The 19,897-nt window shown below is 74.7% G+C and carries 16 protein-coding genes; 11 read left to right on the top strand and 5 right to left on the bottom strand.

Features of this window, described 5'->3' with window-relative positions:
• Nucleotides 1-153: 153 nt before the first annotated feature.
• The 3 genes from ACIQCH_RS27325 to ACIQCH_RS27315 form a co-directional block, all read right to left on the bottom strand.
• Nucleotides 154-393 (bottom strand): hypothetical protein, encoded by a 240-nt coding sequence (locus ACIQCH_RS27325; protein WP_402585073.1) that lies wholly within the window; start codon nucleotides 391-393, stop codon nucleotides 154-156.
• Nucleotides 394-552: 159 nt separating this feature from the next.
• Nucleotides 553-2,703 carry a 4-alpha-glucanotransferase gene (gene malQ / locus ACIQCH_RS27320; RefSeq protein ID WP_402585071.1) on the bottom strand — a complete coding sequence of 717 codons (2,151 nt, stop codon included), beginning with the start codon at nucleotides 2,701-2,703 and terminating at the stop codon, nucleotides 553-555.
• A gap of 23 nt (nucleotides 2,704-2,726) precedes the next feature.
• On the bottom strand, nucleotides 2,727-2,990 hold the full coding sequence (locus ACIQCH_RS27315; RefSeq protein ID WP_402585069.1) for a hypothetical protein: 264 nt from the start codon (nucleotides 2,988-2,990) through the stop codon (nucleotides 2,727-2,729).
• A gap of 373 nt (nucleotides 2,991-3,363) precedes the next feature.
• Here ACIQCH_RS27315 and ACIQCH_RS27310 point away from each other — a divergent pair, with 373 nt between their 5' ends.
• Nucleotides 3,364-5,541: a beta-N-acetylglucosaminidase domain-containing protein gene (locus ACIQCH_RS27310; RefSeq protein ID WP_402585067.1), complete on the top strand. Its 2,178-nt coding sequence runs from the start codon at nucleotides 3,364-3,366 to the stop codon at nucleotides 5,539-5,541.
• Nucleotides 5,542-5,904: 363 nt separating this feature from the next.
• On the opposite strand, the gene ACIQCH_RS27305 is transcribed toward ACIQCH_RS27310, so the two are convergent.
• Nucleotides 5,905-6,411: a carboxymuconolactone decarboxylase family protein gene (locus tag ACIQCH_RS27305; protein WP_402585065.1), complete on the bottom strand. Its 507-nt coding sequence runs from the start codon at nucleotides 6,409-6,411 to the stop codon at nucleotides 5,905-5,907.
• 185 nt (nucleotides 6,412-6,596) lie between these two features.
• Here ACIQCH_RS27305 and ACIQCH_RS27300 point away from each other — a divergent pair, with 185 nt between their 5' ends.
• Complete coding sequence (locus tag ACIQCH_RS27300) at nucleotides 6,597-7,532, top strand: RNA polymerase sigma-70 factor (protein WP_402585063.1); 936 nt, start codon at nucleotides 6,597-6,599, stop codon at nucleotides 7,530-7,532.
• A 91-nt stretch (nucleotides 7,533-7,623) separates the two neighbouring features.
• On the opposite strand, the gene ACIQCH_RS27295 is transcribed toward ACIQCH_RS27300, so the two are convergent.
• The gene (locus ACIQCH_RS27295) at nucleotides 7,624-8,154 is read right to left on the bottom strand and encodes an HNH endonuclease (protein ID WP_030201358.1); all 531 of its coding nucleotides are present in this window, start codon (nucleotides 8,152-8,154) and stop codon (nucleotides 7,624-7,626) included.
• 258 nt (nucleotides 8,155-8,412) lie between these two features.
• On the opposite strand from ACIQCH_RS27295, the gene ACIQCH_RS27290 reads away from it, so the two are divergent.
• The 9 genes from ACIQCH_RS27290 (at nucleotide 8,413) to ACIQCH_RS27250 (ending at nucleotide 19,896) form a co-directional block, all read left to right on the top strand.
• Nucleotides 8,413-9,513, top strand: a complete 1,101-nt coding sequence (locus ACIQCH_RS27290; protein WP_402585061.1) for a mechanosensitive ion channel family protein — start codon at nucleotides 8,413-8,415, stop codon at nucleotides 9,511-9,513.
• 193 nt (nucleotides 9,514-9,706) lie between these two features.
• Entirely contained in the window at nucleotides 9,707-10,948 is a 1,242-nt protein-coding gene (locus ACIQCH_RS27285) for an ROK family protein (RefSeq protein WP_402585060.1), read from the top strand.
• An 85-nt stretch (nucleotides 10,949-11,033) separates the two neighbouring features.
• Nucleotides 11,034-12,368, top strand: a complete 1,335-nt coding sequence (locus ACIQCH_RS27280) for an ABC transporter substrate-binding protein (protein ID WP_402585058.1) — start codon at nucleotides 11,034-11,036, stop codon at nucleotides 12,366-12,368.
• A 6-nt stretch (nucleotides 12,369-12,374) separates the two neighbouring features.
• Complete coding sequence (locus ACIQCH_RS27275) at nucleotides 12,375-13,409, top strand: carbohydrate ABC transporter permease (protein WP_402585056.1); 1,035 nt, start codon at nucleotides 12,375-12,377, stop codon at nucleotides 13,407-13,409.
• 4 nt (nucleotides 13,410-13,413) lie between these two features.
• Entirely contained in the window at nucleotides 13,414-14,325 is a 912-nt protein-coding gene (locus ACIQCH_RS27270) for a carbohydrate ABC transporter permease (RefSeq protein ID WP_402585055.1), read from the top strand.
• Nucleotides 14,326-14,337: 12 nt separating this feature from the next.
• Nucleotides 14,338-15,612, top strand: a complete 1,275-nt coding sequence (locus tag ACIQCH_RS27265) for a 6-phospho-beta-glucosidase (RefSeq protein WP_402585054.1) — start codon at nucleotides 14,338-14,340, stop codon at nucleotides 15,610-15,612.
• Complete coding sequence (locus ACIQCH_RS27260) at nucleotides 15,603-16,649, top strand: N-acetylglucosamine kinase (protein ID WP_402585052.1); 1,047 nt, start codon at nucleotides 15,603-15,605, stop codon at nucleotides 16,647-16,649. Before ACIQCH_RS27265 ends, ACIQCH_RS27260 begins: the two co-directional genes overlap by 10 nt.
• Before the next feature lie 803 nt (nucleotides 16,650-17,452).
• Nucleotides 17,453-18,823 carry a hypothetical protein gene (locus ACIQCH_RS27255; RefSeq protein WP_402585050.1) on the top strand — a complete coding sequence of 457 codons (1,371 nt, stop codon included), beginning with the start codon at nucleotides 17,453-17,455 and terminating at the stop codon, nucleotides 18,821-18,823.
• Between the two features lie 107 nt (nucleotides 18,824-18,930).
• Nucleotides 18,931-19,896, top strand: a complete 966-nt coding sequence (locus ACIQCH_RS27250) for a glutamate ABC transporter substrate-binding protein (RefSeq protein WP_402585083.1) — start codon at nucleotides 18,931-18,933, stop codon at nucleotides 19,894-19,896.
• Nucleotide 19,897 lies beyond the last annotated feature (1 nt).

Here is a 19,897-nt window from a genome sequence, read left to right as displayed (position 1 = left end):
CCCGCCACCCCCGTACGCGGCCCGCGGCGCGGCTCCCCCCCCCCCCCCCCCCCCCCCCCCCCCCCCCGGGGGCCCCCCCCCCCCCCCCCCCCCCCCCCCCCCCCCCCGGGGCGCCCCGGCGCGTCAGGGGACCCTGGGGTCCCTCCCGCGGGCTCAGCCCTGCGGGGCCTGCTTGCGCGACTTGTCGAGGACCATCACGAGGCCCGCGATGATCGCGAACAGGGCGATGGGCGTCACGACGAAGAGACCCACGGTCTCGCCCACGCTGAGCCCCGGGCCCGGGTCGTCACCGTCGTCGCGAACGACCGCGAGCGCGGGAGACGTCATGAGCAGCATCATCAGCGTCGATCCGGCCGCGACGGCACCGGCGCGCAGAGCGTTCTTCTTGTCCACGGTGCAAACGTATCCAACACACAATCCGACCGCGCGTCCGGGGGTGCCGTATGGGGGTGGAGCCCGGCCGGAACGGCTCCGGTCCGGGCTCCTGGCTGGGCTCCTGGCCGGGGTCCTGAAGCTCCCCCCGGCGACGCGCGCGGGCCGGGGGCGCGATTCCTAGCGGGTGCCGGCGCGGACCGCCTCCAGCAGGGCGTTCAGGCGCGGCGAGGCGGTCAGGTCCTCCAGGGCCAGGGGGCGCCCGTCGGGGCCGGCCACCGGCAGGCGCCAGTTGGGGTACTGGTCCCACGTGCCGGGCAGGTTCTGCGGGCGCCGGTCCCCCACGCCGTCCGGCAGCCAGACCCCGACCAGGCGGGCGGGGGTGCGCAGCAGGAAGGCGTACAGCGCCCGTACGGCCGCCTCCTCGCCCTTCGTGTCGAGGCCGAGCCGCTCCAGCGCGGCCAGCCACTCCGCCGTCTCGACGGCGTCCGCGGCCCGCTCCTGGTCGGCCGACCGGGTGAGCAGCCCGAGCCGGTGGCGCAGTTCGACGTGTTCGCCGCTGAGCCGGGCCGCGCTGGGCGGCAGGTCGTGGGTGGTGGCGGTGGCCAGGCAGTCGGACCGCCAGCGCTCGGGCGGCAGCGGCAGTCCGTCGCCGGCCCAGTCGCGCTCGAACCACAGCACCGACGTGCCGAGGACGCCGTGCCGGGCCAGGGTGCGGCGGACCGCGGGCTGGACCGTGCCGAGGTCCTCGCCGATGACGACGGCGCCCGCGCGGTGGGCCTCCAGGACGAGGACGGCGAGCATCGCCTCGGCGTCGTACGCGACGTACGTGCCCTCGGTCGGCGGGCGGCCGGCCGGCACCCACCAGAGCCGGAACAGGCCCATGACGTGGTCGATGCGCAGCGCGCCCGCGTGCCGGAACAGGCCGCGCAGCAGGCCCCGGTACGGGGCGTAGCCGGAGGCGGCCAGGGCGTCGGGCCGCCACGGGGGCAGGCCCCAGTCCTGGCCCCGGGCGTTGAAGGCGTCCGGCGGGGCGCCCACCGACATCCCGACGGCGAACGCCTCGGGACGGGCCCAGGCGTCGGCCCCTTCGGGGTGCACGCCGACGGCGAGGTCGTGCACGAGCCCGAGCGGCATCCCGGCCTCGCGGGCGGCCCGCTGGGCGGCGGCGAGCTGGCCGTCCGTCAGCCAGGCGAGCCACCGGTGGAAGTCGACCCGGGCGGGGTCCTCCGCCCGGCCCTCGGCGAGGGCGCACCAGCGGGCGTGCGCGGTGAGGTCCGCGCCCTGTTCGGCCAGGAACGCCTCGAATTCCGCTTGGCGGCCCGGGGCGCGCGGGACGGCGTACAGCACCTCCAGAGCCGCCCGCTTCAGCTCCCAGACGGCGTCCCGGTCGATGAGCGCGCCCTTGACGAGCACCTCCTCGCGCAGCGCGGCGCCGCGGGCCGCGAGGGCGTCGAGCGCGGCCCGGTCGGCGGGGGCGGCGTACGCGTGCTCGGGGACGTCCTCGACCCGCAGGTGCACCGGATCCGGGAACCGGCGCGAGGAGGGGCGGTACGGGGACGGGTCGGTGGGGGTGCCGGGGACCGCCGAGTGGAGCGGGTTGACCTGGACGAAGCCGGCGCCGTGCGTACGGCCCGCCCAGGCGGCGAGGTCGGACAGGTCGGCGAGGTCGCCCATGCCCCAGGAACGGTGCGAGAGGAGGGAGTACAGCTGCACGAGGAGCCCGTGCGCGCGCCGCGGCGGCTCGGGCGCCCGCTCCGGCGCCACCACCAGGACGGCCTCACCGGCCCGCCCGTCCGGTCCGGCCGCGTGCACCCGGTGCACCCCGAGCGGCAGCCGACGGCCGGCTCCGGAGCCGGCTCCCGGCTCGCCCGGCTCCGCCGCCGTCCACTCCAGGCGGCCGCCCTCCTCCAGGTCCACCACCACCCGCGTGCCCGGCGGGAGTCCGGCGAGGGCGGGTGGTACGGCCGGGGCGGTGTGGGCGGAGTCGACCGGGGTGGTGACCGCAGCGGTGGCTGGGGCGGTGACCGCGGGGGTGGCCGGCGCGGTCCGGGCGTCGGAGGCGGCCGGCCGTGTCGGCGAGGGGGCGTCGCCGGTGCGCGGGAAGGTGGGCAGGGGGACCCAGTGGACCACCGTCGGCGGCAGCAGCGCGGCCGCCGCGCGGTCGGCGGCCGCCAGGGCGGCCTCGACGGCCTGCGGTGTGGACGCGTCCACGCCCAGGGCGGCCAGGACCGCGACGACCGTGGCGTCCGCCACGGGCACGGTCACGCCGTGGGAGGGCTCGTACGAGGTGGCGACTCCGTGAGCGGCGGCGAGCCGGGCAAGGCCCATCGGGTTCCCTTCAGGTGTTCGTCCTAGGTGGTCGCCGCCCCCTGGTCGGCGGCCGTGCCGGGGGCGGTCGGCTCGCTGGTCAGCGGGGCCGGACCGGTGAGCGGCGGCTCGCTGGTGAGGGGTGCGGCGTCGGCGAGCGGCGGTTCGCTCGTCAGGGGCGGCGGCGGTGCCTGCCGCGGGAGGTGCCAGGGCGCGAGGGGGGTCCGGGGGGTCCCGGGGGTGCGGGTCGTCCCGCCCGTCCCCTCGGGTATGGCCCGGTCGTGGGTGACTCGCGTCCTTGCGGACATGGGGCGCACTCCTTCGTGCCGCGTCGTCTCGCCGCCGTCCCGCACCGGGACGCCGCCGTCCTGCCGTTCCGCTGTTCTGCCGTTCCGCTGTTCCGCTGTTCTGCCGTTCTGCTGTTCTGCTGTTCTGCTGTTCTGCTGTTCTGCTGTTCTGCCGTACGTGGGACCCCGTACCGGAATCCCGTGCCGAATCGGAACATCGCAGCCCTACCCACCCCACCGCGACGCATTCCTGCAGTCCGGGCGAAGGGCCACGAAAGGATCTTGGGGCATAACGGTCACAACGGCCACGGGCGTTGACACTCGGCCGCACGGGTGGTGGGCTCGGGCTCATCCGTACGAGCGGGGGGACGACGCGAGACGAGGAGGACGCTCAGTGCCGCTGAGGGGCAAGAAGGGCGCCACGGCCGTGGCCATCGCCGTCATGGGCGGGCTGCTGGCCATACCCGGCGCCGTGCGCGCGGGATCGGCGGCCCTGGTGGGTGCCCCGGTCGGGCAGGCCGACGGTCCGACGCAGGGTCAGCCGACCCCGCAGGCACAGGAGCAGACGCACCCTCCGGTCCCGGGCCAGCCGACGGCCCCGGTGACCCCGCCCGCGGCGGTCGCGCCGGGCGCCGCCAAGGCCGCCGGCCGCGTGCCCGAGCAGCGCAGGGCGGGCGCCCTGCCCGCGGTCTGGCCCCGCCCGCAGTCCGCGGCCCCCGCGGGCGCCGGCATACGCCTGGGCGCCGAGGCCGTGTTCGTACGACCGGCCGCGGCCGACCCGTACGCGCTCGACCTGGTCCGTACGGTCCTGCGCACGGCCGGCGTGCGCACCCTGCACGAGGTCGAGCCGGACGCGCCGCTGCCCGCCGGCGGCACCGTCGTCCGCGCCCAGGGCCCCGACGCGGAGCGGGCGCTGCACGCGCTGGGCGCCGCCTCGGCCCGCGACCTGCCGACCGGCGGCTACCGGCTCGCCATCGGCAAGGAGGGCGGCCGGGACACGGTGGCGCTGGTCGGCGCGGGAACGGACGGCCTGTTCCACGCGGCACAGACGCTGCGTCAGCTGGCCGCCGGGGCCCCGGCGCTGCCGGGGGTCGTGGTGCGCGACTGGCCCGCGACGGCGGTGCGCGGCACGACCGAGGGCTTCTACGGCGAGCCGTGGACCCGCGAACAGCGCCTCGCCCACCTCGACTTCATGGGCCGCACCAAGCAGAACCGATACCTCTACGCCCCCGGCGACGACCCGTACCGGGGCGCCCTCTGGCGCGATGCGTACCCGGCGGACCAGGAGGAGGACTTCCGGGCGCTGGCCGCCCGGGCCGCCGCCAACCACGTCACCCTCGCCTGGGCGGTGGCGCCCGGCCAGACCATGTGCCTGTCCTCCGCCGCGGACCGGCAGGCGCTGCTGACGAAGCTGGACCGGATGTGGGACCTCGGGGTCCGCGCCTTCCAGCTGCAGTTCCAGGACGTCAGCTACACGGAGTGGCAGTGCGGGTCGGACCCGGACCGGTACGGCCGCGGGCCCGAGGCGGCCGCCCGGGCGCACGCCGACCTGGCCGGCGCGGTCGCGTCCCACCTGGCGCTGCGGCACCCGGGCGCGGCCCCGCTGTCGCTGATGCCGACGGAGTTCTACCAGGACGGTGCGACCCCGTACCGGACGGCGCTGGCGAGCGCCCTGGACCCGCGGGTGGAGGTGGCCTGGACCGGGGTGAGCGTGGTGCCGCGCACCATCACCGGGCTGGAGCTGGCCGGGGCCCGCGAGGTCTTCGGGCACCCGCTGGTGACCATGGACAACTACCCGGTGAACGACTACGCGCCGGGCCGGCTCTTCTCGGGCCCGTACATCGGGCGCGAGCCGGCGATGGCGGGCGGGTCGGCGGCGCTGCTCACGAACGCGATGCAGCAGGCGGCCGTCTCGCGGATCCCGCTGTTCACGGCGGCCGACTTCGCCTGGAACCCGCGCGCTTACCAGGCCTGGGCCTCGTGGGACGCGGCCCTGGACGAGCTGGCGGGTGGCGACGCGCGCGCCCGCGAGGGGCTGCTGGCGCTCGCCGGCAACACGGCGTCCTCGGTGCTGGGCGCGCAGGAGTCGGCGTACCTGCAGCCGCTGCTGGACGACTTCTGGGCCGCCCGCGAGCGGGCGGACGCGGCCACGCCCGCCGGGCTGAAGGCCCAGGACCTGGCGGCCGACCGGCTGCGGGCGGCGTTCACGGTGATGCGCGAGGTACGGGAGCGGCTGCGCGGGCCGGCGGACGGGACCCTGGGCGAGGAGGCCGGGCCGTGGCTCGACCGGGTGGCCGGGTACGGGGCGGCCGGCGAGCTGGCGGTCGACATGCTGCGGGCGCAGGCGCACGGCGACGCGGCCACGTCCGCGGGCGCCCGGACGGCGTTCGGGCAGGCCCGGCGGAAGCTGGACGCCGACGCGGCCACGGTGGTCGGCAAGGGCGTCCTCGGGCCCTTCCTGGCGCGCGCAGCCCGCGAGGCCAACGCCTGGCGGCCGCCGGTCACGCCTGGGGGGACGGGAAAGCCGGGGGCTTCTGGGGGGACGTCGCCTTCGGGTACGCCGCACCGCTGACGGCGCCTGCAGGGCGGGGGCCGCGAGACCTGGGGCACCGGAGCGAAGGCGTCGGGGTGGGGTGGCTTCGTTGCGCCGTCCCGTGGTGTGTGGGTCCCCTCGCCTCTTGACCCGTCATGGCCTGCAGGCCCTGCGGCAGGCCCACCCCTGGGGCTTCGGGGCCTTCGGCCCTGGCCTGCGGCCACCCCAGGCCCGGGCCTGCCTCCGGACCAGCCTGCCATGCCGCCTCAAGAGGCTCCCCCACACACCACGGGACGGCACTCTCGTGAAGTGGGGAGCCCGGTCACCGGTAACGGGCTTCCCTGGGCCCGCCCCTCTGGACGGGCCCAGGCCGCAGGCCCCTGAAGCGGGGTCGCGTGTTCCTCAGTCCGCGAGCGCGGCCGCGAACATGCCGGGCTCGTACGAGCCGCCCTTCTGGTGGACGATCACCGCGAGCCGGTTGGCCGCGTTGATCAGGGCGACCAGGCAGACCAGGGCGGCGGCCTGGTCCTCGTCGTAGTGCTCGCGCACCGCGGCCCAGGTCCCGTCGGACACGCCCTGGTGGGTGTCGGCGAGCCGGGTGCCCTCCTCGGCGAGCGCGAGCGCGGCGCGCTCGGCCTCGGTGAACACGGTGGCCTCGCGCCAGCCGGCGACCAGGTGGAGCCGGACCGCCTCCTCGCCCGCGGCCGCGGCCTCCTTGGTGTGCAGGTCGATGCACCAGCCGCAGCCGTTGATCTGGCTGGCCCGCAGCGACACCAGCTCCTGGGTGGTCCTGGGCAGCGACGACTGGTGGACCACCATGCCGGTGTTGGCGAACCGCTTGGCGAACCGGGTGGCGACCTCGTTCTCGAACAGATTGAGCCGGGCGTCCTTCTGCACGTCGACGTTCATGTCTCGTCCTCACTCGTGGTCTGCACTGACGCCCACCAGATGCCGGCCGCCGGTTCCGCGTGACGGGCACCGCGGTGTGACGTGCGCCACGGCGGTGGGATGTCACAGGAGGGCGGGGACCGGCGTCTCGTGCGTAGGGGGTCGTCGACAGCGGGTCGTCGGCACGGCAGAGGCAGGAGCACCCGATGGACGGCGAGCGCACCCAGGACGTGACCGGTACGGCCGGCGGCGACGGCCGCACCGACGCCGCCACCGAGGCGTTCGTCGCCCACCGCAACCTGCTGTTCACGGTCGCCTACGAGATGCTCGGCTCGGCCGCGGACGCGGAGGACGTCCTGCAGGAGACCTGGCTGCGCTGGGCGGGGGTCGACCTGGGCACCGTCCGGGACCACCGTGCGTACCTGGTACGGATCACCACGCGGCAGGCCCTGACCCGGCTGCGGACGCTCGGCCGCCGTAAGGAGTCCTACGTCGGCGAGTGGCTGCCCGAGCCGCTGCTGACCGCCCCGGACGTCGCCGAGGACGTCGAGCTGGCCGACAGCGTCTCGATGGCGATGCTGCTGGTGCTGGAGACCCTCACCCCGACCGAGCGCGCGGTGTTCGTCCTGCGCGAGGTGTTCGACCTCGGGTACGACGAGATCGCCGAGGCCGTGGAGAAGAGCCCGGCCGCGGTGCGCCAGATCGCGCACCGCGCCCGCAACCACGTCGCCGCGCGGCGGCCGCGCGGGACGGTCTCGCGGACCCAGGCCCAGAGCGCGCTCGACGCGTTCCTGCGCGCCGCCGACACCGGCGACCTGCAGGGGCTGCTCGACGTCCTCGCCCCCGACGTGGTCTTCCTCGGTGACGGCGGCGGGGTCCGGCAGGCCGTGCTCAAGCCGATCGTGGGCGCCGCCAAGGTGGGCCGCCTGGTGGCCGCCGGCATCGGCAACATCGCCGCCTCCGGCTGGTCCCTGGCCCCGGCCCAGGTCAACGGACACCCGGCCCTCGTCGTCAAGGCCGACGGCGAGGTCGACACCGTCCTGGCGCTCCGCGTCGCCGACGGCCTCATCACCGGCTTCTACGCCGTCCGCAACCCCGCGAAGCTCACGCACATGCTGAAGGAGACCGCCCTGAGCCGCTGAGCCCCGGCCGCTGTGACGAGGACCCCGGGTCCGATCGTCCCGATGGGGCGGTCGGACCCGGGGTCCCGGGCGTGCGGGGGACCTCCGGCCGTCAGGAGGCCGCGGTGCGTGCCAGGGCGTCCTCGGCGCCGTAGGGCTGGAGGTACGGGAGCCAGCGCGGGTCGCGGTGACCGGTGCCGATGATGCGCCAGGCCAGCCCCGACGGCGGTTCCGGCTGGTGGCGCAGGCGCCAGCCGAGGTCCACGAGGTGGCGGTCGGCCTTGAGGTGGTTGCACCGCCGGCAGGCGGCCACCACGTTGTCCCAGACGTGCTGGCCCCCGCGGCTGCGCGGGATCACGTGGTCGACGCTGGTGGCCACGCCGCCGCAGTACATGCAGCGGCCGCCGTCGCGGGCGAAGAGGGCACGGCGGGTGAGAGGAACGGGCCCCCGGTAGGGGACCCGCACGAACCTTTTGAGCCGGACCACGCTGGGGGCGGGGACCGCTCTGGTCGCGCTGTGCATGAAGGCGCCGGATTCTTCCAGGGAGACGGCCTTGTTCTCCAGGACGAGGACGAGCGCGCGGCGGAGCGGTACGACGCCGAGGGGCTCGTACGACGCGTTGAGGACCAGGACGTGCGGCACGGACTGCCTCCTTGTACGCCGGCGGCGCGTGGCTCGCGCCGGGACGATCTGCTCTCAGTCTCTCCTTACTGCTGGTGGAAGCGCCACCACGCGCCCGTAACGGGTCGGGGGTGTTTTCAACCACACCGGATTCATCCCCAGGTGATGCCCGTCTCTCCCTCGAACACGGCAACAGAACCGGGCCGATGCCCCGTTAGTGTGGTTGTGCTGCCCGCCGACCACTTTTCGGGCAGCCCGCTACACCTGGAGGTTCCTGTCGTGTCCTGGCCCGCCCCTCTGCTGGCCCTGACGGCCCCCGAAGCCCCGACCACGCTGCAAGAGGCCCACGAGACCGCCACCAGCGCGGCCGGGTACGTGGAGGAGAACTGGGCCAACTGGCTCAACACGGGGCTCAAGATCCTGCTGATCGTGGTGATCGCGGGGGTCATCCGCTCCGTGATCCGCAAGACGATCACCAAGTTCATCCACCGCATGAACCGCAGCGCCGAGGCCGTCGAGGGCACCGCGCTGGGCGGCCTCCTGGTCAACGCCGAGCGGCGCCGCCAGCGCTCCGAGGCGATCGGCTCGGTGCTGCGCTCGGTGGCCTCGTTCCTGGTCCTGGGCACCGCCGGCCTGATGGTCCTGGGTGCCCTGCAGATCAACCTCGGCCCCCTGCTGGCCAGCGCCGGCGTGGCGGGTGTGGCCATCGGTTTCGGTGCCCGCAACCTCGTCACGGACTTCCTCTCCGGCGTGTTCATGATCCTCGAGGACCAGTACGGCGTGGGCGACAAGATCGACGCCGGGGTGGCCTCCGGCGAGGTGATCGAGGTCGGACTGCGCGTCACCAAGCTGCGCGGTGACAACGGCGAGATCTGGTACGTGCGCAACGGCGAGGTCAAGCGGATCGGCAACCTGAGCCAGGGCTGGGCCACCGCGGGCGTGGACGTGCAGGTCAAGGCCACCGAGAACCTGCCGAAGGTCCGCCGGGTGATCACCGAGGTGGCCGACGCGATGGCCAAGGAGTCCCCCTGGGACGAGCGCCTGTGGGGCCCGATCGAGGTCCTGGGCCTGGACGAGGTGCTGCTCGCCTCGATGACCGTGAAGGTGACGGCGAAGACGATGCCGGGCCAGCAGTTCGGGGTCGAGCGGGAGCTGCGCTGGCGGATCAAGCAGGCCTTCGACGAGGCGGGCATCCGCATCGTCGGCGGCGTGCTGCCGGCGGCCGAGGAGGACGAGGCCCCGGCGCCCGACCCGACGGCGAACGTGGCCGCACCGTCGGCGCTGGCCAACCCGACCTCGCCGCAGTCGCTGGCGACCGCCCCGATACCGGCGCCCGCGCCGGCCCCGGTCGCGACCCCCGGGGTGAAGTTCACCAAGTAGGACCCGCACGTCGGTACGGCGCCCCCGGCGCGGCCCCCTTCGGCCGTCCGGGGGCGCCGTCGCGTTTCCGCCCCGCCGACCGTTGACGCGCCCCTGAGCAGCGTCGTAGGTTGCTCCGCAAGCCGATAGGAAACTTTCCTAACAGTCAACAAGGGCCGCCGCCCCGGCCGGCCCCGGCACCGAGGAGCCCCCCATGGCCGGTACGACCCCGGGCACCCCCGGCACCCCCCGGGTCCTGCGCGCCATGAACGACCGGGCCGCGCTGGACCTGCTGCTGGAGCACGGCCCGCTGTCCCGCACCCGGATCGGCCGCCTGACCGGGCTGTCCAAGCCGACCGCCTCCCAGCTCCTGGCCCGCCTGGAGGCCGCCGGGCTGGTGGTCGCCACCGGCACCGACGCCGGCCGCCCCGGCCCGAGCGCCCAGTTGTACGCCCTCAACGCCGGCGCGGCCCACGTGGCCGGTCTCGACGTGACCCCCGAGCGGATCCTGGCGGCGGTGGCCGACCTCGCCGGCCGCACCGTCGGCCGCTTCGAGCTGCCCTCGCCGACCCGCCGGAGCGCGGGCGCGCCGGGGGCGGTGGAGCGGGTGGTGGCCGCCCTCGACGGCGCGGTCAAGGCGGCCGGCCTGGTCCGCTCGGACGTGCACCGCGTGGTCATCGGCACCCCCGGCGCCTTCGACCCGCGCACCGGGCAGCTGCGGTACGCCAGCCACCTGCCCGGCTGGCACTCGGGCACGCTGCTCGACGAGCTGGCGGCGGTGCTGCCGATGCCGGTCGAGTACGAGAACGACGTCAACCTCGCCGCCGTCGCCGAACAGCGCCTGGGCGCCGCCCGCGGCCACGACGACTTCGTCCTGCTCTGGAACCAGGAGGGCATCGGCGCCGCCCTCGTCCTCGGCGGCCGGCTGCACCGCGGCTGGACCGGCGGCGCGGGCGAGGTCGGCTTCCTTCCCGTGCCCGGGACGCCGCTGGTGCGGCACGTGACCCGGGTCGGCTCCGGCGGGTACCAGGAGCTGGCCGGCGTACAGCGGCTGCCGGAGCTGGCGCGCGGGCTCGGCGTCACGGACCCGCCGCCGGCCGCGACCGGGGCCGGACTCGACCCGCACCTCGGACCGGCCGTGGCGCTGCTCGAGCGGGCCGCGGGGGCGCAGGAGGGCCCGTACCGGCGGCTGCTGGAGGCGTACGCGACCGCGCTGGCCACCGGCCTGGCCTCGATCGTCGCCGTGCTGGACCCCGAGGTCGTCGTGCTGTCCGGCGCCGCCGTCACGGCGGGCGGCGAGGCGCTCCTCGAGCTGGTCGAGGCCGAGCTCGCGGAGCTGGCCGCGGCGCGGCCGCGGCTGGTCATCGGCGAGGTCCAGGAGGAGCCGGTACTGCGCGGCGCGCTGGAGAGCGCGCTGGCCGCCACCCGGGACGAGGTCTTCGACACCTCGCGCTGAGTCCGCCGACCCGTCCGAAGAAGGAAGCGCACCCGCACGACCGCACCGCGAACGCCCCCGATCCCCCGCCCCAGGGAGTCTTGTCATGCCCCGCACATACAAGGCGGCCTCCGCCGCCGCCGTAGCCGCCGCGATATGCCTGCTCGCCTCCGCGTGCACCGGCCAGGGCCCGAGCCGGGCCCAGGACGATCCCACCAAGGACGTCACCCTCACCTTCTGGCACGGCTGGAGCGCTCCCGGCGAGGTGAAGGCGATCCAGGAGAACATCGCCCGCTTCGAGAAGGCGCACCCCAACATCCACGTCCGGGCCACCGGCAACATGACCGACGACAAGATCAACCAGTCGCTGCGGGCGGGCGGCGACAAGGCACCCGACGTGATCTCCTCCTTCACCACCGACAGCGTCGGGAAGTTCTGCTCCTCGGGCGCCTTCGTGGACCTGAACCCCTTCCTCGCGAAGTCCGGGATCGACAAGGCGGCGCTCTTCCCCAAGCCCCTGCTGGACTACACGCAGTTCAAGGGCGACCAGTGCACCCTGCCGCTGCTCAACGACGCGTACGGGCTGTACTACGACAACGACGCCTTCAAGGCCGCCGGCATCACCGGCCCCCCGAAGACCTGGAGCCAGTTCACCGAGGTCGCCAAGAGGCTCACCAAGCCGAAGGGCGACACGTACGAGCGGGTCGGCGTCATGCCCGTCTTCCACGGCTACGAGACCACGCCGATGCGGCTGGCCGCCCAGTGGGGCCCCACCTACTTCGGCGCCGACGGGACGTCGAACCTCGCGAAGGACCCGGCCTTCGCGAAGATGCTCACCTACCAGAAGGGCCTGGTCGAGGCGCTCGGCGGCTACCGGAAGCTGGAGAAGTACCGGGCCGGCTTCGGTGACGAGTGGGGCGCCGAGCACCCCTTCCACCTCGGCAAGGTCGCCATGCAGATCGACGGCGAGTGGCGGGGCGCGATGGCGCGGGAGGCGGGGGCGAAGTTCGACGTCCGCACCGCGCCGCTGCCCGTCCCCGACGACCGGATCGGCGACTACGGCAAGGGCTACCTGTCCGGCACGATCGTCGGCATCGCCGCCACCAGCGCCAAGCAGAACGCGGCCTGGGAGCTGGTGAAGTACCTGACCACCGACACGGACGCGGTGGTGTCCTTCGCCAACGCCATCCACAACGTGCCCTCCACGCTGCCCGCCCTGACCTCCCCGAAGCTCAAGGTCGACCCCGGCTTCCGCACGTTCCTGGACATCGCCCGGCACCCGAAGTCCAACACCACCCCGGCCCAGGCCGACGGCGGCACGTACCAGCTGACCTTCCAGGAGTTCGCCTACCGGGTCGAGAAGGGCGCGGTGCCGGACCTGGCCGCGGGCCTGGCCGCGACGGCCGCCCAGATCGACACCGACATCGCGAAGGCGAAGTAGCCCCTGATGGCCGCGCACTCCCCCGTGGACGCCGCACCGGACACCGCGCCGGACACCGCACCGGACACCGCCTCCGACGCCGCTTCGGGCCCCGCCCTGAACGCCGCCCCCGCGCTGCGGGCCAAGCGGCGGCGGGCGGCCCTGCGCACGGCGGCGTTCCTGTCCCCCTGGCTGGTGGGCTTCGGCGTGTTCTTCGCCTACCCGCTCCTGTCGACCGTCTACTTCTCCTTCATGGACTACGACGGCATCCGGCCGCCGGTCTTCGGCGGGGCGGCGAACTGGTCGTACGTCTTCACCGACTACCCGCTGTTCTGGCCGGCGCTGCGCAACACCCTGTGGCTGGTCCTGGTCATGGTGACCTGCCGCGTGGTGTTCGGGCTGGGCGTCGGCCTGCTCGTCACGAAGCTCAAGACCGGTACGGGACTCTTCCGCACCCTCTTCTACCTGCCCTACCTCGCCCCGCCGGTGGCGGCCACGCTCGCCTTCGTCTTCCTGCTCAACCCCGGCACCGGCCCGGCGAACTCGCTGCTGGAAGCGGTCGGACTGCCGGCGCCCGGCTGGTTCACGGACCCGGACTGGTCCAAGCCCGCGCTGACCCTGCTGGTGCTGTGGGGCATCGGCGACCTGATGGTGATCTTCATGGCCGCGCTGCTCGACGTACCGAAGGAGCAGTACGAGGCGGCCGAGCTGGACGGGGCCGGGCCCTGGCAGCGCTTCCGGCACATCACCCTGCCGAACATCTCGCCCATCGTGATGTTCGCCGTCGTCACCGGAGTCATCCAGACCATGCAGTGCTACACCCAGCCGCTGGTGGCGGGGAAGGTCGCGGCCGGCGTGATCGGCGGCTCGGGCCAGCAGTTCGAGCCCGGCTACCCCGAGCGCTCCACCCTGACGCTGCCCCAGCTGGTCTACAACCTGGGCTTCCAGCGCTTCGACTACGGCTCGGCGTGCGTGGTCGCGCTCGTGCTCTTCGTCCTGGCGATGGCGTTCACCGCGCTGCTGATGCGGCGCAGCGGCGGACTGGTGGGGGCGGGTGACTGAGGCGATGGCGACCGTACTGAGCCCCACCCCGGGGAACGCGGCGACCGCGAAGGGACCGGAGGACGCACCGGGCCCCGCCCGGGTCGCGCGCCGCAAGGCGCTGCTGCACTGGGTCGCCGTGCACGCGCTCGGCGTCGCGGCCGCGCTGTTCTTCGTCCTGCCCTTCGTGTTCCTCTTCCTGACCTCGGTGATGAGCGACCGGCAGGCCCTGACCCGGGACCTGTGGCCGCACACCTGGGAGTGGGGCAACTACGCGAAGGTGTGGGCCGTACCCGGCTTCCTGACGTGGTGGCGCAACACCCTGCTGTACGCGGGCCTGGGCACGCTGCTGACCGTGGTCTCGTCCGTGCCGGTGGCGTACGCCCTCGCCAAGTTCCGCTTCCGCGGCCGCAACCTGTCGCTGCTGCTGGTGATCTCGACCATGATGCTGCCGCCGCAGGTGCTGATCATCCCGATGTACCTGTTCTGGGCGCGGCAGCTGGGCCTGTCGGGCACGCTGTGGCCGCTGATCGTGCCGCTCGCCTTCGGGGACGCCTTCTCGATCTTCCTGCTGCGGCAGTTCCTGCTGACCATCCCCGACGAGTACCTCGACGCGGCCCGGGTCGACGGCTGCGGCGAACTGCGCACGCTGCTGCGGGTGGTGCTCCCGATGGCGAGGCCCGGCATCGCGGCGGTGGCCCTGTTCCAGTTCTTCACCTGCTGGAACGACTACTTCGGGCCACAGATCTACGCCTCCGAGAACCCCGCGGCGTGGACCCTCAGCTACGGGCTGGAGTCGTTCAAGGGCGCGCACCACACCGACTGGAACCTGACCATGGCCGCGACCGTGCTGGTCATGGCCCCCGTGATCCTCCTCTTCTTCTTCGCCCAGAAGGCGTTCGTCGAGGGTGTCACGCTGACCGGAGTGAAGGGCTGAGGAGGCCGTCACATGAAGCTGACCGTGGTGGGGGGCGGCTCCACCTACACCCCCGAGCTGATCGACGGGTTCGCGCGGCTCCGCGACACTCTCCCGATCACCGAACTCGTCCTGGTCGACCCGGCCGGGGAACGGCTCGGCCTCGTCGCCGGGCTCGCCCGGCGGATCTTCGCCCGGCAGGGGCACCCGGGCCGGATCACCGCCACCGCCGACCTCGACGCGGCCGTGGCGGGGGCGGACGCCGTGCTGCTCCAGCTGCGGGTGGGCGGGCAGGCGGCCCGCGAGAAGGACGAGACCTGGCCCCTGGAGTGCGGCTGCGTCGGCCAGGAGACCACCGGCGCCGGCGGCCTGGCCAAGGCCCTGCGCACGGTGCCGGTGGTGCTGGACATCGCCGAACGGGTGCGCCGGGCCGCCCCCGACGCATGGATCATCGACTTCACCAACCCGGTCGGCATCGTCACCCGGGCCCTGCTGACGGCCGGCCACAAGGCGGTCGGACTGTGCAACGTGGCGATCGGACTGCAGCGCAAGTTCGCCGCCCTGCTGGGCCTGGCCCCCGCCGAACTGCACCTGGACCACGTCGGGCTCAACCACCTCACCTGGGAGCTGGGGGTGCGCCGCGGCGGCCCCGGCGGCGAGGACCTGCTGCCCGGGCTGCTGGCCGGGCACGGCGAGGCGGTGGCCGCGGACCTGCGGCTGCCACGGGCCGTGCTGGACGGGCTGGGCGTCGTACCGTCGTACTACCTGCGGTACTACTACCAGCACGACGAGGTCGTACGGGAGCTACGGTCCAAGCCGTCCCGGGCCGCCGAGGTGGCCGCCATGGAGCAGGAGCTGCTGGCGCTGTACGGGGACCCGGCGCTGGACGAGAAGCCGGCGCTGCTCGCCAAGCGGGGCGGGGCCTTCTACTCGGAGGCGGCCGTGGACCTGGCGGCCGCGCTGCTGGGCGACGGCGCGGGGACCCCCAGCCCCTACCAGGTGGTCAACACCCTCAACAACGGCACGCTGCCCTTCCTCCCCGACGACGCCGTCATCGAGGTGCAGGCACGGGTGGACGCCACGGGGACCCGGCCGCTGCCGGTGCCACGGCTCGACCCGCTGTACGCCGGCCTGATCGCGAACGTGACGGCGTACGAGGACCTCGCCCTGGACGCGGCGCTGCGCGGCGGCCGGGAACGCGTCTTCAAGGCCCTCCTCGCCCACCCGCTGATCGGGCAGTTCGAGCGGGCCGAGGCCCTGACCGACCGCCTGCTCGCCCACAACAAGGAGCACCTGGCATGGGCGTGACGACCGACCGGGCGGACGGCGTCGTCGAGGACGGGACCGCCCCCGGCGCCCTCCCCCTCGTCCTCGCCGTCGACGCGGGCAACAGCAAGACCGACATCGCCCTCGTCGACACCGCCGGCACGGTCCTCGCCACCGGACGCGGGCCCGGCTTCCAGCCGCAGGTCACCGGCTTGGCGGCCGCCTTCGACGCGATCGCGGCCACGCTCGCCGCGGCCCGCACCCGGGCCGCGGCGGCCGGCACGTCCCTCGCCGCGACCGCCGCCCACGTGTCGGCCTGCCTCGCCAACGCCGACCTGCCGGTGGAGGAGGCGGCCTTCGCCGCCGAGCTCGGGGACCGCGCGTGGGGACGGTCGGTCGAGGTCCGCAACGACACCTTCGCCGTCCTGCGCGCCGGGCTGCCCGCGGGGGCCGAACCGCGCGGGGTGGCCGTCGTGTGCGGGGCGGGCATCAACTGCGTCGGCATGACCCCCGACGGCCGCACCGCCCGCTTCCCCGCGCTCGGGCAGATCTCCGGCGACTGGGGCGGCGGGGGCGGACTCGCGGACGAGGCGCTCTGGTTCGCCGCCCGTGCCGAGGACGGCCGCGGCGAACCGACCGCGCTGGCCCGGGCACTGCCGGAGCACTTCGGACTGCCGTCGATGCCGGCCCTGATCGAGGCCCTGCACCTGGACGGCATCCCGCGCACGCGCCGGCACGAGCTCACGCCGGTGCTCTTCGCGGTCGCCGCCGACGGCGATCCGGTGGCACGGGCCCTGGTTCACCGCCAGGCCGACGAGGTGGTCGCGATGGCCGCCGTGGCCCTGGACCGCCTGGGGCTGCTGTCCGAAGAGGTACCGGTGGTACTGGGCGGCAGCGTCCTGGCGGCCCGCCACCCCCAGCTGCACGACCGCATCGCCGAGCGACTGGCCGCCCGCGCCCCCCGCGCCCGCCTCACCCTCGTCACGGCCCCACCCGTCCTCGGCGCGGCCCTCCTGGGCCTGGACGCCGTAGCGGCCCCGCCCGAGGCACACACGACCCTCCGCGCCCACTACGCCTGAAGGGCCGGGCTGCGGGCTGCGCAACCTAGCCGCAGCCATCGGCTCGCTTCGGGGGTGGGTCCCGTGGTGTGTGGGTCCCCTCGGCGCTTGACGGGGGCGGCCTGCAGGCCCTGCGGCAGGCCCACCCCGAGGGCTTCGGGCCTTCGGCCGGGCCTGCGGCCACCCCTGGCCCGGGCCTGCCTCCGGTCCAGCCTGCCACCCCCGTCAAGCGCCTCCCCCACACACCACGGGACCCACCAGCCACCGCCAAGGAGACGAGCGGCCGTCGCACGCTCCGGCCAAGTCACCAGAACGCCCTCACCTACAATCCGGGCCGCCAGGGCGAACTCACCACGACCCGGGTGACCTGGAGCCGGGTCGCTGCGATCCAGGTCGCCGTCCCGCAGCTCCCGCCTGGCCGTCCCGTGGTGTGTGGGGGAGCCTCTTGAGGCGTCGTGGCAGGCTGGTCCGGAGGCAGGCCCGGGCCTGGGGTGGCCGCAGGCCAGGGGCGGAGCCCCCTTGCCCCAGGGGTGGGCCTGCCGCAGGGCCTGCAGGCCATGACGGGTCAAGAGGCGAGGGGACCCGCACACCACGGGACGGCCCCACGAAGCGGGAGCAAGCCCCGACCCCGATCCGCCCACGGAGCCCAGCCAGCCGACCAGTCCAGCCGGCCCAGCCACCATCCGGAACCGCCCCCGCCCGAAAGGCGTCATCCAGGAGGGCGTCATCCACCAGGGAAGGGCTCGGCGGACCGTACAAGATCCGGCCACTGTGCTGTGCTTGTCGGCCACTGCGGCCATACTTCCCCCGGAGGGGGAGGTCAGGTGACACACGCAACGAGCACGCTCGCGCCCCGCGGCGGGAGCGCGGCCGCGCCGCCGCCCGGCCGCGGCAGTGCTTTCGCCGAGGGCGCGGCCCGGCTGCGCGCCGCCGCCGTGACCGAGCCGGGACGGCTGCGGATCATCGGGGCGCTGCTGGCCGCGCTCATCGTGTTCTTCGGAGCGGTCACGGCCTGGCAGGTGGCCGACCGGGCGGCGGCCGCCGAGGACGTGGTGGGCCGCAGCCAGCCGCTGAGCGCCGACGCCGCCAGCATCTACCGCTCCCTCGCGGACGCCGACACCGCCTCCTCCAGCGGGTTCCTGGCCGGCAGCAAGGAGACCCGCGAGGTCCGCGCCCGGTACGAGAAGGACATCGCCAACGCCTCCCGGCTGCTGGTGAAGGCCGCCGCGAACGCCGGCCGCTCCGCCGAGTCCGCCCGCCAGATCGGCGTGCTCGGCGAGGAGCTGCCCCGCTACACCGGCCTGATCGAGCAGGCCCGCGCCAACAACCGGCAGGGCCTCCCCCTCGGCGGCGCCTACCTCCGCTACGCCAACGAGCGCATGAGCACCCGCCTGCTGCCCGCCGCCCAGCGGCTGTACGAGGTCGAGACCGGCCACCTGTACGAGGACTACGGCGCCGCGGGCTCGCACCCGCTGACCGCCCTGGCCGCCGGCCTGGCCGCGCTCGGCGCGCTGGGGTGGGCGCAGCGGCGCACGTACCGGCGCACCCACCGCGTCTTCAACCACGGCCTGCTCGCCGCCACGGCCGCCTCGACGGTGGTCCTGCTGTGGCTGACCGTGGGCCACCTCGTGGCGCACAGCGACCTCGCGGACTCGCGCGTGCACGGCCAGGAGTCGCTGAAGGTGCTCAACGACGCCCGGATCAGCTCGCTGCAGGCGCGGGCGAACGAGAACCTGACGCTGGTCGCCCGGGGGGCCGTCCTGGCCACGGACAAGAAGTCGGACAAGTACGACACGGACTTCAAGGCGAACATCGCGGCCCTCGACCGGGGCCTCGCCGAGGCCGCCCGGCGCGCCGACGACGCGGCGGGCGGGGACCCGGTCGCCCGCGCGCAGGCGGGCGTACGGGCATGGCAGGCTCGGCACTCGGCCGCCCGGGCCACCGACGAGAAGGGCGACTACGAGGGGGCGCTGGTCCAGGTCATCGACGGGCGCGACAGCACGGGCGCGGCGTTCGACCAGGTGGACGCGTCGCTGGAGCAGGCCCTGGCGCACGAGCAGCGGCAGTTCGCCCGGTCCGCCCGGGACGCCCTCGGCGCACTCGCCGGGCTCGCCGCGGGCGCGTCGGTGCTCGCGGGGCTGGGCGCGGCGGCCGCCCTCATCGGCGTGGGACGCCGACTCTCGGAGTACAGGTGAGGACACGCGTGAACCGGATACGAAGCGGAGTGCGGGCGGTGGCACGCACCGAGGCGAACACCGAGGCACCGACCGGGCGGGCCCGCGGCTGGGGCGGGGTGGCCGCGATGGCCGCCGCGTGCGCGCTGACGGCCGCCCTGGTCCTCGTACCGCTGTCCCGGCACTCCGGTCACCCGGACGCGACGGCGGGAGCCGCGGGCACGGCCGCCGCCGGGCCGGGCGTTCCCGCGGCGGTCGGCGCGGCCGACGCGGCGGGAGCGGAAACCTGCAGGAACCCCGAGGCGAGCCTGCGGCCCGCCACCGCCGACGGACCGGCGATCGCCCGCATCAAGGCCGCCGGGAAGCTCGTCGCCGGCATCGACCAGAACAGCTACCGCTGGGGGTACCGCAACCCCGTCACGGGACGCCTGGAGGGCTTCGACATCGACCTGGTCCGGGCGATCGCGAAGGACATCCTGGGCGATCCGGACGCCGTCATCTACCGCGCCATACCCACCAACCAGCGCATCCCCGCGCTGCAGGAGGGCCGGGTGGACGTGGTCGTGCGCACCATGACGATCAACTGCAAGCGGTTGGCGGACGTGGCGTTCTCGACGGCGTACTTCGAGACCGGGCCGCAGGTGCTGGTGCCCCGCACGGCCACCGACATCACGGGCTACGACTCCTCCCTCAAGGGGCACCGGATCTGCTCGGCGAGCGGCTCCACGGCCGAGGCGGCGCTGAAGGCGCAGTCGTTCGGGGCGGACATCTCCCTGACCGTGCCCAACCAGCTCGACTGCCTGGTGCGGCTCCAGCTGGGCGAGGTGGACGGCATGGTCACCGACAACGCGCTGGCCGCGGGCCTGGCGGCGCAGGACCCGTCGGTACGGCTGGTGGGCCGACCGCTGGCGAAGGAGTTCTACGGCGTGGCCATGAACAAGGGTGCGAGCGATTTGGTGCGCCGGGTCAACAAGGTTCTGGAGGACTATCGCCGGGGCGGGGACGGCAGCCCGTGGATGACGGCCTACCGTAACTGGCTGGAAGCGGACCTGCCCGGCATCGACGCGCCCCCGGTGCCGAAGTACCGGGACTAGA

This window comes from Streptomyces sp. NPDC093225, assembly GCF_044753805.1.
GTDB lineage: Bacteria > Actinomycetota > Actinomycetes > Streptomycetales > Streptomycetaceae > Streptomyces.
This window is presented reverse-complemented; position numbering and strand designations above follow the sequence as displayed.

What these genes read in the sequence shown, in the direction of transcription:
- malQ (WP_402585071.1), bottom strand. Translation starts at nt 2,703, where the DNA reads ATGGGCCTTGCCCGGCTCGCCGCCGCTCACGGAGTCGCCACCTCGTAC.
- ACIQCH_RS27315 (WP_402585069.1), bottom strand. Translation starts at nt 2,990, where the DNA reads ATGTCCGCAAGGACGCGAGTCACCCACGACCGGGCCATACCCGAGGGG.
- ACIQCH_RS27305 (WP_402585065.1), bottom strand. Translation starts at nt 6,411, where the DNA reads ATGAACGTCGACGTGCAGAAGGACGCCCGGCTCAATCTGTTCGAGAAC.
- ACIQCH_RS27300 (WP_402585063.1), top strand. Translation starts at nt 6,597, where the DNA reads ATGGACGGCGAGCGCACCCAGGACGTGACCGGTACGGCCGGCGGCGAC.
- ACIQCH_RS27285 (WP_402585060.1), top strand. Translation starts at nt 9,707, where the DNA reads ATGGCCGGTACGACCCCGGGCACCCCCGGCACCCCCCGGGTCCTGCGC.
- ACIQCH_RS27280 (WP_402585058.1), top strand. Translation starts at nt 11,034, where the DNA reads ATGCCCCGCACATACAAGGCGGCCTCCGCCGCCGCCGTAGCCGCCGCG.
- ACIQCH_RS27275 (WP_402585056.1), top strand. Translation starts at nt 12,375, where the DNA reads ATGGCCGCGCACTCCCCCGTGGACGCCGCACCGGACACCGCGCCGGAC.
- ACIQCH_RS27270 (WP_402585055.1), top strand. Translation starts at nt 13,414, where the DNA reads ATGGCGACCGTACTGAGCCCCACCCCGGGGAACGCGGCGACCGCGAAG.
- ACIQCH_RS27265 (WP_402585054.1), top strand. Translation starts at nt 14,338, where the DNA reads ATGAAGCTGACCGTGGTGGGGGGCGGCTCCACCTACACCCCCGAGCTG.
- ACIQCH_RS27260 (WP_402585052.1), top strand. Translation starts at nt 15,603, where the DNA reads ATGGGCGTGACGACCGACCGGGCGGACGGCGTCGTCGAGGACGGGACC.
- ACIQCH_RS27250 (WP_402585083.1), top strand. Translation starts at nt 18,931, where the DNA reads ATGGCCGCCGCGTGCGCGCTGACGGCCGCCCTGGTCCTCGTACCGCTG.